At 72.4% G+C, this 14,549-nt stretch carries 15 protein-coding genes and 2 pseudogenes; 11 read left to right on the forward strand and 6 right to left on the reverse strand.

Annotated elements, in window-relative coordinates:
- Positions 1-65: 65 nt before the first annotated feature.
- Positions 66-2,507, forward strand: a complete 2,442-nt coding sequence (locus tag OG625_RS37810) for a SpoIIE family protein phosphatase (protein ID WP_329389996.1) — start codon at positions 66-68, stop codon at positions 2,505-2,507.
- Positions 2,508-2,745: 238 nt separating this feature from the next.
- Here the strand turns inward: OG625_RS37810 and OG625_RS37815 are convergent, their stop codons facing one another.
- Positions 2,746-4,470: a diacylglycerol kinase family protein gene (locus OG625_RS37815; RefSeq protein ID WP_329389997.1), complete on the reverse strand. Its 1,725-nt coding sequence runs from the start codon at positions 4,468-4,470 to the stop codon at positions 2,746-2,748.
- A 238-nt stretch (positions 4,471-4,708) separates the two neighbouring features.
- Here OG625_RS37815 and OG625_RS37820 point away from each other — a divergent pair, with 238 nt between their 5' ends.
- Positions 4,709-5,140: an SsgA family sporulation/cell division regulator gene (locus tag OG625_RS37820; protein WP_329389999.1), complete on the forward strand. Its 432-nt coding sequence runs from the start codon at positions 4,709-4,711 to the stop codon at positions 5,138-5,140.
- Positions 5,141-5,171: 31 nt separating this feature from the next.
- Here the strand turns inward: OG625_RS37820 and OG625_RS37825 are convergent, their stop codons facing one another.
- Both OG625_RS37825 and OG625_RS37830 read right to left on the reverse strand, forming a co-directional pair.
- Complete coding sequence (locus OG625_RS37825; protein WP_329391274.1) at positions 5,172-5,408, reverse strand: DUF6296 family protein; 237 nt, start codon at positions 5,406-5,408, stop codon at positions 5,172-5,174.
- Positions 5,409-6,009: 601 nt separating this feature from the next.
- Positions 6,010-6,465 carry an ATP-binding protein gene (locus tag OG625_RS37830; protein ID WP_329390001.1) on the reverse strand — a complete coding sequence of 152 codons (456 nt, stop codon included), beginning with the start codon at positions 6,463-6,465 and terminating at the stop codon, positions 6,010-6,012.
- A 225-nt stretch (positions 6,466-6,690) separates the two neighbouring features.
- Between OG625_RS37830 and OG625_RS37835 the strand changes: the two genes are divergently transcribed.
- A complete protein-coding gene (locus tag OG625_RS37835; RefSeq protein WP_329390003.1) occupies positions 6,691-7,734 on the forward strand; it encodes a YihY/virulence factor BrkB family protein in 1,044 nt (347 codons plus the stop codon).
- A 464-nt stretch (positions 7,735-8,198) separates the two neighbouring features.
- Here OG625_RS37835 and OG625_RS37840 read toward each other — a convergent pair whose 3' ends face one another.
- Positions 8,199-8,594, reverse strand: a complete 396-nt coding sequence (locus OG625_RS37840; protein WP_329390005.1) for a hypothetical protein — start codon at positions 8,592-8,594, stop codon at positions 8,199-8,201.
- 400 nt (positions 8,595-8,994) lie between these two features.
- Between OG625_RS37840 and OG625_RS37845 the strand changes: the two genes are divergently transcribed.
- Positions 8,995-9,177: a hypothetical protein gene (locus OG625_RS37845; RefSeq protein WP_329390007.1), complete on the forward strand. Its 183-nt coding sequence runs from the start codon at positions 8,995-8,997 to the stop codon at positions 9,175-9,177.
- A gap of 83 nt (positions 9,178-9,260) precedes the next feature.
- Here OG625_RS37845 and OG625_RS37850 read toward each other — a convergent pair whose 3' ends face one another.
- Complete coding sequence (locus OG625_RS37850) at positions 9,261-9,593, reverse strand: hypothetical protein (protein WP_329390009.1); 333 nt, start codon at positions 9,591-9,593, stop codon at positions 9,261-9,263.
- Positions 9,594-9,919: 326 nt separating this feature from the next.
- Between OG625_RS37850 and OG625_RS37855 the strand changes: the two genes are divergently transcribed.
- From OG625_RS37855 to OG625_RS37870, 4 genes and pseudogenes are all read left to right on the forward strand, one after another.
- Positions 9,920-10,087, forward strand: a complete 168-nt coding sequence (locus OG625_RS37855; RefSeq protein WP_329390011.1) for a hypothetical protein — start codon at positions 9,920-9,922, stop codon at positions 10,085-10,087.
- Between the two features lie 15 nt (positions 10,088-10,102).
- Entirely contained in the window at positions 10,103-10,225 is a 123-nt protein-coding gene (locus OG625_RS37860) for a hypothetical protein (protein WP_329390012.1), read from the forward strand.
- A pseudogene (locus OG625_RS41520) lies at positions 10,225-10,320 on the forward strand (hypothetical protein); the annotation flags it as partial. The gene OG625_RS37860 and the pseudogene OG625_RS41520, both read left to right, overlap by 1 nt.
- A gap of 36 nt (positions 10,321-10,356) precedes the next feature.
- Positions 10,357-10,575: pseudogene (locus tag OG625_RS37870) on the forward strand (integrase core domain-containing protein); the annotation flags it as partial.
- Here OG625_RS37870 and OG625_RS37875 read toward each other — a convergent pair.
- On the reverse strand, positions 10,572-11,450 hold the full coding sequence (locus tag OG625_RS37875) for a UbiA family prenyltransferase (protein ID WP_329390015.1): 879 nt from the start codon (positions 11,448-11,450) through the stop codon (positions 10,572-10,574). The pseudogene OG625_RS37870 and the gene OG625_RS37875 overlap by 4 nt on opposite strands.
- 87 nt (positions 11,451-11,537) lie before the next feature.
- Between OG625_RS37875 and OG625_RS37880 the strand changes: the two genes are divergently transcribed.
- From OG625_RS37880 to OG625_RS37890, 3 genes are read left to right on the forward strand one after another with little or no spacing between them, the layout of a single operon-like run.
- Positions 11,538-12,599 carry a type III polyketide synthase gene (locus tag OG625_RS37880; RefSeq protein WP_329390017.1) on the forward strand — a complete coding sequence of 354 codons (1,062 nt, stop codon included), beginning with the start codon at positions 11,538-11,540 and terminating at the stop codon, positions 12,597-12,599.
- Between the two features lie 4 nt (positions 12,600-12,603).
- Positions 12,604-13,164, forward strand: a complete 561-nt coding sequence (locus tag OG625_RS37885; protein ID WP_329390019.1) for an isoprenylcysteine carboxyl methyltransferase family protein — start codon at positions 12,604-12,606, stop codon at positions 13,162-13,164.
- Complete coding sequence (locus tag OG625_RS37890) at positions 13,161-14,186, forward strand: NAD(P)/FAD-dependent oxidoreductase (protein WP_329390021.1); 1,026 nt, start codon at positions 13,161-13,163, stop codon at positions 14,184-14,186. The genes OG625_RS37885 and OG625_RS37890 overlap by 4 nt, the downstream gene beginning before the upstream one ends.
- The last annotated feature ends 363 nt before the right edge of the window (positions 14,187-14,549 follow it).

Here is a 14,549-nt window from a genome sequence, read left to right on the forward strand (position 1 = left end):
GGCCCGCACCCCACCGGGCCCGGACTGCAGAGCCAAGACCGTCCCGGCAAGGAGTGGGCAGCACGGTGAATACGCCCGACGCACAGCAGCACGAGGACGCGCGGTACCCGGGAGCGGCCGTCGAGGAGCCCTCCCGCGGTGCCCTCCCGCACCGGACTCCGACGCCTCTGGGGCGCCTGGCCGCCACGGTCGAACGCCTGCGCCGCGAGGTCCGGGAGGCGCACGCGGCCGCGGACGGCCGGGCCCTGGTCGAACTGGCCAAGGGCATTCTGATCGGACAGCTGAGCTGCACTCCCGCCGCGGCGGCACGGCAGCTCGATGAGCTGTGCCGCGATACCGGGATGTCCCCGCTCGAACTCGCCGCCGACATCGTCAACCAGGCTGCGCGCGACCACGTGAGCGAGGTCGCCGCCGAGTTCGTCGAGCGCACCGGCACGCGGGAGCCGTCCCAGCCGTCCCAGCCGTCCGCACACCCGGCCACGGTGGCGGTACGGCTTCGTACCGCCGAGAGCGGGGTGCTGGCCGCCGCCGGCGACACCCAGGCGGTGGCCGAGTCGCTCCTGACGAACGCACTGGGGCCCCTGGGAGCGGTGGCCGTCGCGGTGTGGGCCGCGGCTCCCGACGGTTCCCTGGCCCTCGCGGGCCACGCCGGTTTCCCGCCGGGGGAAGCCGCGCGCTGGCGCCACGTCCCCCCGGGCGTTTCGACCGTCGCCCGCCTCGCACTCCGGGACCGGCGGCTGGTCGGCCTCGCCCGCCTGGGGCACGCCGGACTTCCCTCGATCGGCCACCTCCACTGGCCCGACGGCGGGCGGATGGCCGTACCGGCCGGGACCGGCGGCCGGATACACGGCGTCCTCGAAATCTGCTGGCCGCAGCCCCTCGCACCCCAGCCCCCGCAGATCGAGCGTCAGATCGAGGTACTCGCGGAGCTGTGCGCCCGCACGATGGACATCGCGCCGCCGCACGACCCCGCAGCCCCCGAGGCAGTGCTTCCGGACGTCTCGGAGCTGATCGACCTGGCCGAAGGACTGCACGATCCCGCCGTCGTGCTCACGCCGGTACCCGATCCCGAAGGCCGGCTGACCGACTTCCGCGTCCGCCACGTCAACAGCCGCTTCGTCGATCCCGTAGGGCGGCCGCGCGGCGAAGTGAACGGAGCGCTGCTGCTGGAGGCCTACCCGATGGCCGCCGGCGAGAGCGGACTGTTCGACATCATCGAACGCGTGCACGCGACGGGCGAGCCCTTCCGCGCCGAACGCATGAGCCTGACCGCGTTCGTCGACCAGATCCCCCTCACCTCGGTCGCGGACATCAGCGTCAGCCGGCACGGCGCGGCCGTCCTGCTGATCTGGCGCGTCGAGGACGAGACGGCGCGCCTGGCCGACCTCCTCCAGCACGCCCAGCGCCTGGGCCGGATCGGCGGCTTCGAGGAGAACCTCGTCACTGGCGAGGTCACCTGGAACGCGCAGCTGTACGCGCTGCACGGACTGCCGGCCACCGCGTCGCCCGTGCCGTTGCGGGAGCTGCCCGGCTACGCCCACTCCGACGACTCCGCCGCCCTGGGGCGTTTCCTGCGTACGGTGCTGCGCTACCGCCGTTCCGCATCCGTCAACCTCCGCCTCCAGCGGGCCGACGGGATCACCCGCCACATCCGCGTCGTGGCCGAGCCGGTCCTCGACGCCGACCTGCGCCTGCACGCCGTCCGCGGCGCCTACCAGGACATTTCCGCCCAGCACTGGACCGAGGTCGCCCTGGCCGCCACCCGGGACCAACTCGCCCACACCGAGGCCGAGTCCGCAGAACGCAACCGGCTCGCCCTCCAACTCCAGCACGCCATCATGCCGCCCGTCCCACCGGCCATCGAGGCGCCGGGCCTGCGGGTCGCCGTCCGCTACCGGCCGGCGGAGACCGAGTCGCTGGTCGGCGGCGACTGGTACGACACGGTGGTCCTGCCCTCCGGGCTGATCATGCTGTCCGTGGGCGACGTCGCCGGGCACGGCATCGAGGCCGCCACCGGCATGGTCGTCCTCCGGAACGCACTGCGGGGCCTCGCCGTCACGGGCGCCGGACCGGCTCAGCTGCTGTCCTGGCTCAACACGGTCACCCACCACCTGGCCAAGCACGTAACGGCCACCGCCGTCTGCGGGCTCTTCGACCCCGACACCAGGGTGATGCGCTGGGCGCGCGCCGGACACCTGCCGCCCGTCCTCGTCCGCGGCGGCGAGGCCCAGGCCTTCCCGCTCATCGAGGGCCTGCTCCTCGGCGCTCTCCCCGATGTGGCGTACGCCGAGCGGGAGGTGCAGCTCGAACGGGACGACACCCTGCTGATGTTCACGGACGGGCTGGTGGAACGGCGTGATTCCTCGGTGCAGGACTCGCTCGGCCACCTGGTCAACGCAGCGGCCGCGGGCGCCGGGGACCTGGACCGGCAGCTGGACCGACTCCTCGCCGAGAGCCGGTCCGACACGGACGACGACACCTGCCTGATCGGCATCCAGGTCGGCTGACCCCCCTCGACGGCTCACCTCCGCCGCACGCCTGCGGGGGGCTCGGGAACGGCCGTCATGTCTCCGGTTCCAGGCCCTGAGCGGGCGTGGTGCGGCGGCGGCCGATGTCGCCGTGCCACGCCTCGAAGGCGACCCCGGGTGCTGTGTGATCGGGTCGGCCAATCCCGTCCGTACGGCCTCCAGTTGGGCGGCGTGGCCGTGCGGGCGCGGAAGCTCAGTCCACGGCGGAGAAGGCGGCTCATCCCTCCGTTGTCGGCTCGTCCGACGTACTGACCCGCGCCGGCGCGGGTATGGGCGCAGGCAGGTACACCCGCAGCGCTCCCGGCTCGACCTCGGCGGTCAGTCGGGTGCCGGGCGCGAAGGCGTCACCGTCGAGCTCGCGCGGCTGGGGGCGGGCGAAGCGGAGGTCGATCCGTGCTGCGCTGAAGTACTCCAGCGCGCCTCCCGCCACGCGCCGGGTCGGCCCACCGGAAGCCCGTGGCGGCTGGCCGGCCGGTGCGCGCGAGACGAGGTGCCCGGCCACCGCAAGCCATCCGGTGGCCCCGCGCGGGTCGAGCAGCAGCACCTCCAGCAGGCCACTGTCGGGCCGGGCGTCCGGAAGGAGCGGCAGGCTGCCCTGCAGGGAGCCGACGTTGCCGATGAGGACCATGCGGGCCCGCCGCTCCAAGGGGGCACCCCCGTCGAGCCGGATCGACAGCCGCATCCGGGGGTCGCGCAGGTGGCGCACGGCGGAGACGAGGTAGGCGGCCCAGCCCAGGTGCTCCTTGAGCCGCGCCGAGGCATCCCGCACCATGGCCGCGTCGAACCCGGCGCCCGACATGACCGTGAACCGGGCCGGCGCCAGGCCGTCGCCCCGTACCCGGCCCACGTCGAGCGCGATGGGCTGCCCGGACAGGGCCTCCCGGAGGGCGGCGGCGGGATCGGAGGGCAGCCTCAGATTGCGGGCGAGCAGGTTCCCGGTGCCACAGGGGACGATGGCCAGGGCGATCCCCGTACCGGCCACCACGTCGGCGCAGGCACGTACGGTGCCGTCCCCTCCGCAGACCACGACCAGCTCGGTCTCAGCCCCGGCCACGTGCGCGGGCAGGGCGCCGCACGGGTCTTCGACGGAGGTCAGCGTCCACACCTGGTCCTCGTATCCGTGGCGGCGCAGCACGGCCCGCACCCGGGCTGCCGACCCCTCACCGCATGCGTGCGGATGGCGGACCACCACGGCCCGGGCCCGACGGGCCCCGAGCCCGGCGGTGCCGTCGTCCTCGCAGGTCCGGGCCGCGGGGAGGCCACCTCCACGGGCTGCCGGGGCCGGGGCGGCGGAAGCCCTCGTCTCTCCGGGGCGCGAGAGCAGCACCGCGTACGCCACGACGAGCAGAGTGCAGGCGCCGTTCAGCACCCCCGCCACCACGTCGGAGGGGTGGTGCATGCCCCGGTACAGCCGGGAGACCGCCACGGCCAGGGGGATCAGCAGGAGCGTGCCCAACACGAGACGCCGCCGGACGCCGCGGAGCCGGAGCGCGGCGAGCACGGCCAGCCCGCCGAACAGTGCCACGGAGGCCCCCACGTGGCCGGAGGGGAAGCTGGACGTCGGCGGTGCCGCGTCCAGGTGGGCCACGTCGGGGCGGGGGCGGTCCACTGCGAGGGTGACGAGCAGGAAGACGGCGGACTGCGCGGCCACGGACCCGGCCAGGAACGCCGCATCCCGCCACCGGGGCGCGCGGGGCACCAGCAGCAGTGCGACCGTGCACAGGAGCGTCAGCGCGATCACGCTCTGGGTGCCGGCCACCAGGGACAGCCAGTCCGAGAGCATGGTGGCGGGGTCACTGCGCCGCTCGGCCAGGAAGCGGTTGACACCGTCCTCCGCCGACACCGGCAACCGGTGCGCCATGGGGCCGGCGACCAGCAGCCCCAGGCCCGCGACCGTGGCCAGCTGCAACGGCAGCAGCAGGAGAGGGCGGCCGGGTCTCATACCTGCACGGTGTGCGTTCGTCATTGACGGCGTGTTACCGGACAGAGCCCGGTCATGCGTGCACGGCCGAAAGCCGGGGCGGGCCGCCTATCGCGCCCGAGTGGGGGAAGCGTCGTTTGGGATGGGCACGAGTGAACAGACGGGAGGAGGGGCACCGGTGCTTCCCGGTGCCCTCCGGGCAGGGGACCGCTCCCTGCAGCCCGGCCGCCGGTCCGCCCTCTCGCAGAAACGAGTCACCATGGCCTTCCGGTCTTCCGTCGCCGAGCACGACCTGACCCGCACGATCGAGATCCATCAACTCCGGACACGGCTGCGGTTCCCTCTCCGGGCCACGTTCCGGTGGCGCCCTGAGGCCCCCCTGGAAGTCGCGCTCACCTTCCACGCGCAGGCCGGCCGGGCCGACGTGACCTGGGTGATCGGCCGCGACCTCCTCGCCCGGGGCGTTCGCACGCTGACGGGAGAAGGAGACGTACGGATCCAGCCCACGGCCGGGCCCGGGCGGAGGGGGCAGGTGCTGCTACGGCTGGGGACCAGGTCCCCTGCCCTCTTCACCCTGGACCGGGCCGAGCTGCACTCCTGGCTGGAGGACACGTGGGCGGTGGTTCCGGCCGGTACCGAGGCGGAATGCCTGGACTGGGAGTTCTTCGACGGCCTCCTCGCGGACCGCTAGGCCGTCCGCGGCCGTGTTCAGGTCCGCGCCGTCAGGCGACGGCGCGGGCCCGCAGTACGCGGGCGGGCTCCTGGCCGCCCCCGGTCCCCGGCACCCGCACCTCGCCCTTGCCGCTGATCTCCGCCCGGACGATGCCAGCGGCGTCCTCGTAGACGGGGTCACCGGCGTCCGAGTCGCGAAGTGCGCCGCGCGGACGCGGCGCGGCCCCGGTCCGGCATACCGTACGGCCCGGAACCTGGACGCGACGACGGTGCGCGCTTCCAGTGATCTCTGCTCCGGTCGGAGGGGGACTTCGTGATCGTCGTCCGGTACCGCGCGCGGATCACCCCCGTAAGGGCCGGTTGAGCGGCTCGCCGTCGGATGCGTGCCACGGCAGGTCGTGGGCATGCGCGGGGGAGAGGCCGCCGAAGGGACACCCATGTTCATCGCTGCGCTGCTGCTCCTGCCGGCTCTCCTGTGCGCCGTCCTCGCCCTCGGCCGGTACGAGGAGTTCATGCTCGGGCCCCGCGATCCCTCCCCGCCGGCAGCCCGTCCCGCCCGGCCCCCGGAAGCGCGTCCCGCCGCGGCGCGGCCGGGCCGTCACCGGGCACGTCGGCGGGCCCGTCACCGACATGCCGCCCCTCCCGGTTCGGTGATGGCGGACCGGGCTCGACACGGCACTGGCCGACCGGGGCAGGGGCAGCGGCCAACCGCCGCAGGCGGGCAGGATCGGGGAACCGTCTTCGGCAACCGGTGAGGGCCGAGGCCGTGGGCGAGGCACGGGGACCTGCTGAACGTCCGCCCCGAGACCTCAAGGGGCCGGGCCGAGGTGATCACCCCGGCCCGGCCTCCTGACGTCGGTGCGTTGCGGTCGAGCCGGCGGAGCCGGTTCAACCGCTCGCGACGCGCCGGGGCCGGCCCGTCCGCAGACGCTCGGCATCGATCTCGGCCCACACCACCTTGCCGTGCTCGTGGGTCTCGGCGCCCCAGCGGTCGGCGAGCCGGCGCACTATCTGCAGGCCGTGCCCGCCCGGGGTGCCCGGGCGTGACGCGGGCGGCAGCCGCGGCAGATCGCCGCAGCCGTCGTGGACCTCGACGCGGAACACGTCCCCGGCCCGGAGCATGAGCTCGTGGCAGCCGCCGGCGTGCAGGCCGGCATTGGTGACGAGCTCGGACACGACCAGGAGGGCGTCCTCGGCGGTGTCGCGACCGTCCCACCCCCAGTCCTTCAGCGCCTCACGCGCGAACTCGCGGCTCCGCGCGACCTGTCGGCGGGCCCCGCGCAGGGCGATCCGGCGGCGCTGGCGGATGGCCGGGCCCGCGGCCTCCGGTCCGATGGTGTGCACTGAGTTCGCACCCCGCTTCTTCGTGTTCCGTGATCTCGTGGTGCGCGTGTACCCGCCCTGCCGAAACGGACACTCAGTGCGAGCCACCGGGATGGCCCTGTCGCTGGTCGGGAAGTCGGCGGTGGCCCAAGGACGGGGCCGACATCCGCGCCACCTCGGCCGCCGCGCGCCCACTGGTCGGACCCGTAGGCGCATGAGTGTCGCCGAGACGGAAAGCCGCAGGGTATGAAACGCACCGTGAAGCCGGGCAGTGGATTGGAAGAGGAACGTCCGGACACAGGCCGCAACGCAGGCAGCGGCCTGGACCATCAGGTACGCGAACACGCCCCCGATCGACCCACCGAACTGCCGAAACGAGCGTGGCGAGCCGTGCTGCGCGGCACGATGAGGGAGTTCAGGAACGACGAGTTGGCCGACCGCGCAGCGGCCCTGACCTATTACGGGGTGCTGGCACTCTTCCCCGCCCTCCTGGTCCTCGTGTCTCTGCTGGGCATCGCCGGCGAGTCGACGTTGCAGCGGGTGCTGGACAGCCTGCGGAAACTGGCGCCAGGCTCGGTCCAGGACGTGCTCAGCGACGCCGTGACGCAGCTTCAAGGACACAGCAGTGTCGGATCACTGGTCGCGGTCGTCGGCCTGGTCGTGGCCCTGTGGTCCGCGTCCGGCTACGTCGCGGCGTTCATCCGTGCCTCGAACGCCGTCTACGACGTGCTCGAAGGCCGGTCGATGTGGAAGATCCTTCCGCTTCGCCTCGCCCTGACCGTCACGCTCATGCTCCTGGCCTGTGCGAGCGCGCTGATCGTGGTCTTCACCGGAGGGCTGGCCCGGCAGGCAGGCGAGGCCCTCGGCATCGGTGACAGCGCTCTCACCGTCTGGTCGATCGCGAAGTGGCCGGTCTTGGTACTCCTCGTCACGATCATGATCGCGCTCCTGTACTGGGCCGCGCCGAACGCCAGGGGCCGCGGTTTCAGATGGGTCACTCCCGGCAGCGTCCTGGCCCTGGTGATCTGGATGGTCGCGTCGGCCGGATTCGCCTTCTACGTCGCGAACTTCGCCTCCTACAACAGGACGTACGGCACGGTCGCGGGTGTGATCGTCTTCCTGGTGTGGCTGTGGATCACGAACCTCGCCATCCTTCTCGGGCTGGAGTTCGACGCGGAGATGACCCGCCAACGCGCCATCGCGGGAGGACTGCCCGAGGGCGAGGAGCCGTACGTGGAGCCCCGGGACACCAGGGCATGGAGCGACGAGGACCGTCGCCGCATGGACTGACCCCGGTTTCGTCCGGCTGCCGGGAACGAGGGGCATCTGATCGGCTCGAGGGCGGGGCGGAGGAATCGCGGCCACGACCGAACAGAGGTATCGCCCCACTGTGGATTCGGGGGGTGCCCCTATGTCTTTGGTCAAGGTGGATGGGTGCGGGTTCGGGCAGGGCCTGCAACGGACCGGTCTCCTCGCCCCCCGGCCGCTCTTGACGAGACTGGACCGGGACGTCGCCGGTGATGGTCCGGCGGCCCTTGCCGGTGGGCAGGCCGTCCCAGTACGTCTCGTCGACGACACGTGCACCGCGTCCGATGGCCGGGGGATGTGCGGCCAGAGGGTGCTGCCGTGGGCGTCGGCGACGGTGGCTGCAGCATGACCTGGGATTTAGTGGCCCGGATCGCGACCAGCCGGCGAGCGCGGACTCGGCGGGCCGGCACGGAGTGGAGGTTGCCGTCGAAGGCGACCAGGCAGTCCTAGCCAACGTGCCGCAACTGCCGCTCGGCCACCAGAGAGGGGGTCGGCGGCAGCGGTTTGAGAGCCGCGTGGTCTCTCGCAGCCCGCTCCGCGATGACCTCGCGGTGGGTCTTGCGGATCTGGCCCCGCCGCAGGGGCACCCAGGCGGTGCACGCGGCGTCCATCTCCTCGAGAGACGAGAACGACCTGCCCGAGAGAACGTGGTCGCGGACGATCAGTACTTGTCGCTCGACCCGGCCCTTGCCCTGCGGTCGGTAGGCGGCCAGGACGTCGATGTCGAAGTCGTAGTGGCCGGCGAAGCCGACAGCTTCGGGATGCAGCGGGACACCGCGGGACAGGAACGCGAACGCCGACGGTGCGTGGGCGAACCGCCCGCGGTCCCGCCACAGTTGCACGGTGTGCGCCGCGCGCGGCCTGTCCGGGTGTCTGGCCGGGACCGTGCGAGCGGCCGGGGCCTGGGTGGCGTTGTCGCGGCACGGGGTGACGCACTCCGGCGTTGGAGAGGAGTGCCGGTGTACGCGGCACGATTGCGGCGGCATCGTTCCGGCCGCGTGGTGCGAGGGGCACGGGAGCGCCTCGCCCGCGATGGAGTGGCATCCCGGAGGCGGCATCCGCTGTGCGCAGCTCGCAGGGGCTCGCACCCGACTGCTTGCCTCAGGGTGATGTCCATGGCGCTCGCGGCGTGGGAGAACCGCAAGCGGAGGACTTCTAGGAGGCGGTGGGGCGGGCGCGCCCACCGTCGACCCGGACCTGGAAGCCCCCCTCGCGCGAGACATCGCCCCCAGGGACGCCGAAGTGCAGCTGAACAAGATGACGGCCGCCGAGCAGAAGGAGATGTGCACCTCGTACAAGACGCTTGGACCTGAGCTGGTGACGATGATGTTCCTGTCAGGGATCAGCCCGGCAGCGACGGGCTACCAGTACAAGGACATCCTCGGGGGCGCGTTCATCACCGTCCTCGCCAAGCGCTGGAGCTGACTGATCCCGCGAACGAAGCCCTCCGCCCCCGGCAACAGTCCGGACCAGGCGGGGCTTCGTCATACCCATCTCACGATCCGTGCTCACCGATAGACACCTTCAACATTCTGTGTACGCTCCGTGCTTGGGTGGCAATCCATGTCAACTTCCCCGCGAAGGAACACACCCATGCCGAGCTCTCGCCGGGAGTACGATCCCTTCTCCCACATGCGGAGTTCGTTGTGGGAGAACAAGCCCCGGCACGAGTGGACCGGCCATTCCGCCATCGGTCTCGTGCTGCTGATGATTGCCAGCTGTACGGCCGCCGTCGTGACGGCCGACCCGAAGTCCACGCCCACGCCGAGCGCATCCGCCTCGCCCACCCCGTCCGCGAGCCCGTCGCCGTCCGTGAGCCCCACGCTTTCACCGATGACCATGCCGACCCTGGTCGGGTCTTCCCCGAGTGACATGCCGCAGGAGATGCGGACGCGCCACCGAGTCTCCGTCAAGAACGTGTACAGCGACAGCACTGTCGGTGGGGTTGCTTCGGTTTGGCGGACATCCGGAGATCTGGGGTTGCACCCGGAGAGGGATGTCCATGATGGCTCTGTCTGTCGCTGCCGAGTTTCTGCGCCGGCTGGAGCTGGCCGGGACCTCGACCGGTTGTGCCCGGGCCGAGAGATCGCTCACGTGACGCATGGCGAGGTCATCGAGACGCTGGTTGCCAACCGGCTGAACGCGCCCGCCCCGCTGTGGCGGGTGGATGACTGGGCCCGCGACTGGGGCGGTAGAGGAAGTCTTCGGGGTCGACGCGGAGCTGCTCAATGACGACCGCCTCGGCCGGGCGCTGGACGCCATCGTCTCGCACCTTGAGGAGATCACCGCGATCTTCGGGGCCCACGCGATCGCCGAGTTCGGCATCGATGTGTGAACGTTCCACTGGGACATGACGTTCATGTCCCAGCACGGCGCCTATCGGGCCGATGGCCAGGACGAGGAGTACCTCCGGATCAAGCACGGGCATCCCAAGGACCGCAGGTTCGACCTCAAGATGTTCACGGTCACCTAGTGGCCCGCAGTAATCAGGGCGGAAGCGGTGACGGAGCCATCGGCGGGATCAGCGCCCTGCTCCTGCAATCCCTGCACCCGCTGGCGGTGGCCGCCGTGGCCCGGCACTCCGCGTACCGGGAAGATCCCTGGACCAGGCCCTGGCGGCCCCAGACCAACGGCAAGGTCGAACGCTTCCACCGCACCCTGCTCGAGGAATGGGCCTGCCAACAGCCCTACGAATCAGACCGGCAACGCCAGCAAGCCTTCACCGACTGGATCGACTGGTACAACTACCACCGACCCCACACCGGCATCGCAGGCCAAACACCCGCCAGCCGCGTCACCAACCTGTCCGAACAACACACCTAGCCCCTGAGCTGGACCACCAGCAGGGCGACATCGGCTCCGGCGAGACCCATCACGGCCAGGAAGGGGAGCGGTCCGGCCGGGCTGCGGACCACGAGGACCGCCGTCGCCGCCGTTATGGCCAGCAGCGCCCAGCCGTAAGCCGTCACGGGCCCCGGCGGTCCCACGACCAGGGCGGCCGTCGAGCCGACAGCGAGGAGCGCGGCGACGGAGGCCGAGCGGCGGGCGCCGAGGCGCTGGGGCAGGCCCGTGACCCCGGTGGCCAGGTCGTCCTCGATGTCGGGGAGTACGTTGGCGAAGTGCGCGGCGGTGCCGAGCAGGGCCGCGCCGGCCGTGAGCCACGGAGGCGGCCAGGGTGCCCCGGGCAGGCCCAGGGTGACGAAGGCGGGCAGCAGGCCGAAGGCCAAGGCGTACGGGAGCCAGGAGGCGGCCGTACGCTTCAGCCGGAGGTTGTACGCCCAGGCTGCCGCCACCGCGACTAGATGCGCGGCTCCGGCCGCGAGCCCGGCGGCCAGCGACAGCGGGACGCAGAGCAGCAGGGCCAGACCCGCGGCGCATGTCACGGTCCGGGGGCGCACCGCACCGGCGGCCAGGGGCTTGTTCCGGCGGCCGGCGGCGAGGTCGCGCCTGAGGTCCGCCCGGTCGTTGCACCAGCCCACCGAGAGCTGACCGGCGGCCACGGCGCCGACAGTGGCGGCGGCCCCCGGAAGACCCCGCCCCACGGCGGCCGTCAGCGCGGCGGCGAACAGGGTGACCGCAGCCGCCGGAAGCGGGTGGCTGGCGGCGAGCAGACCCAGGGCCGCGGAGCGGCGCCCGGAACCGTAGGTGGCGAGGGCGGCCGTGGCGTCGGGCCGGGGTTCTGCGATGCGCGAGGGCATGGGGTCACGCTATGCGGCGCCGCGCCCGGACTGCCGGATTTGTTACGAAGTGTCAGTTTCTTTCTCTCGTTTTCCTATGGTGAATCCATGACACGTGTCCTGGCAGTGAGCAGCGTGTTCCCTCCCCATCGTCACCCGCAGGCCGAGATCACGGCAGCGCTGGCCCGCTTCCTGCCGGCCGGCGCGAACACTGCCCTCCTGCACCGGGTCCACGCCTCGGCACGCGTGGAGTACCGACACCTCGCGTTCCCCCTGGAGCGGTATGGGCCCTCGAACGACTTCGGCGCCACCAACGCGCTCTTCGTGCAGGCGGCCTTCGAACTCGGCACTCGGGCCCTCGAACTGGCCCTCGTCGAAGCCGGTCTGACAGCGCGGGAGCTCGACCTGGTCATGTCGACCACGGTGACCGGGCTCGCCACCCCCTCACTGGAGGCCCGCCTCGTCACCCGGGTGGGCCTGCGCCCCGACGTGAAGCGTCTGCCGCTCTTCGGACTCGGCTGCGCGGCGGGCGCCGCCGGTCTCGGCCACACCCACGACTATCTGTCGGGCCATCCGGACCACGCCGCCCTGCTGCTGTCCACCGAGCTCTGCTCGCTCACCTTGCAGTCCACCGACACCTCGATGGCGAACCTGGTGGCCGGCGCCCTCTTCGGCGACGGCGCCGGCGCCCTGATCGCCGTGGGCCGCGACCACCCGCTGCACGGCAACGCTCCCGGACCCGCCGTGGTGGCCTCGCGCAGCCGGCTCTACCCGGGCACCGAGCACCTGCTCGGCTGGGACATCGGCCACTGGGGTTTCCGCATGGTCCTCGGCCGCGAACTCCCCGACCTGGTCCGGCTGTACGTCGCCGAGGAGATCGAGAGCTTCCTCGCGGAGCACGACCTCAAGCCCGGCGACGTCGACGCGTGGATCTGCCATCCTGGCGGACCCAAGGTCCTCGACGTCCTCGAGGAGGCGCTGGCGCTCCCCGAGTCGGCCCTCGCCGCGAGCCGTCGCTCGCTGGCCTCGGTCGGCAACCTCTCCTCCGCCTCCGTCCTGCACATCCTGAGTGGCCTGCGGGAAGCAGGGCCGCCACCGCCCGGATCGGTCGGACTGATGCTCGCTTTCGGCCCGGGCTTCGCGTCCGAACTCGTCCTGCTGCGGTGGTGACCCCATGACCTGGTACCTGCTCCTCATCGGGCTCGTCGGCGCCGAGCGCCTCGCCGAGCTGGCCACGGCCCGCCGCCACACCAGGTGGAGCCTGGCGCGCGGCGGCGTCGAGTACGGCCGCGGCCACTATCCGGCGATGGTCGCCCTGCACACCGCCCTGCTGGCGGGATGCGCGGTCGAACCCTGGGCCGCCGACCGCCCGTTCCTCCCCGCGCTCGGCTGGCCCGCCCTCGCCCTGGCCCTGGCCGCCCAGGCGCTTCGCTGGAGGTGCATCCACACCCTCGGACCTCGCTGGAACACCCGCGTGCTCGTCGTGCCCGGACTGCCTCTGGTCTCCTCCGGACCGTACCGGCTACTGCACCACCCCAACTACGTGGCGGTCGTACTGGAGGGGCTCGCGCTGCCGCTGGTGCACACCGCCTGGCTGACCGCGCTCGGCTTCACCATGCTCAACCTGGCACTGCTGCGCGTAAGGATCCGCTGCGAGGAGGCCGCCCTGGCCCAGGGAGGCGGGCTGCGCGCGCCCGCCTCCGTACCAGCGGCGACGACGGGCCCGGCCCGGTGATCGACCTGCTGATCGCGGGCGGCGGCCCGGCCGGGCTGGCCACCGCCATCCACGGCGCCCTGGCCGGGCTGGAGGTGGTGGTCGCGGAGCCCCGTCCCACCCCTATCGACAAGGCCTGCGGGGAGGGACTGATGCCCGGCGCGGTCCGCCGCCTCCTCGAGCTGGAGGTGCCCGTGGCGGGCCAGCCCTTTCACGGCATCCGCTACGTGGACGCAACGAGCGGCCGGCAGGCGGAGGGATTGTTCCGCCGCGGCCCGGGCCTCGGCGTCCGCCGGACCGCCCTCCAGGCCGCGCTGGCCGAACGCGCCGCCCGGCTCGGCGTACGGGTGGTCCCGCGCCGTGTGGCCGAGGTCCGCCAGGACGAGCACGGCGTCTACGCGTCGGGGTTCACCGCCCGCTACCTCGTGGCGGCAGACGGGCTGCACTCCACGGTCCGGCGCGGCATGGGCCTGGCCGCGCCGGACGTGGCCGGCCTCCCGGCGCGGTACGGCCTGCGGCGGCACTATGCCGTCGCGCCGTGGAGCGACCTCGTCGAGGTCCACTGGGCGGCGCACTGCGAGGCCTATGTCACCCCGCTGGCGCCCGACCGGATCGGTGTCGCCCTCCTGACCTCGGAGCACGCACCGTTCGACGTTCAACTCGCCGGCTTCCCCCTGCTGTCGGCGCGACTGCCCGCCGCTGCCGGGGCGGCGGTGCGCGGGGCCGGGCCGCTGCGCCAGGGCTCGCGGGTGCGGGTGGCGGGGCGCGTGCTCTTCGTGGGCGATGCCGCCGGGTACGTCGACGCGTTGACCGGTGAGGGCCTCACCCTGGCCGTGACCGCGGCCGGGGAATTGGTGCGTTGCGTACGGGCGGGGCGGCCGCAGGCGTACGAGCGAGCCTGGCGGGAGCTGTCGCGCAGCTATCGCACGCTCACCACGTCCCTCCTCTGGGCCCGCCACCAGCCTCCGCTCGCCCGCCGGATCGTCCCGGCGGCCGCCCGGCTCCCGCGCGTGTTCACGGGGGCGGTGAACCTGCTCGCGTGACGGTTCCCCATGATGGCCGGGGCTCAGCTTGCCGTTCAACCTCGGCGAGCGGGTCGGCTGTGCTTGAAGAGGACTTGCTGGTCTATGAATTGTCGGGGCAGTCAACCGCGGGTCCAGGTCGCGACGAGATCACGGCATACAACGGTGAGTGAGCCGTTCCAGAACGCGATCTCGTGGCTGCAACCGTGCTGGTGGGGCAGGACCTCGTCGGGGATTACCGTCCCGACGGTCGCCCAGTCGGTGTCCTCGATGCTTCCGTTTTCGAAGCTGGACCAGGTCTTCCTCGTGCTTCCGGCAGTTGTGCTGGAACCTGCCTGGCGGACCTACGGACTGATGCCGCTGGCCATTCGAGTGGGTCGTAGT

Origin of the sequence: Streptomyces sp. NBC_01351 (assembly GCF_036237315.1) — a bacterium.
In the GTDB taxonomy this organism is placed as follows: domain Bacteria; phylum Actinomycetota; class Actinomycetes; order Streptomycetales; family Streptomycetaceae; genus Streptomyces.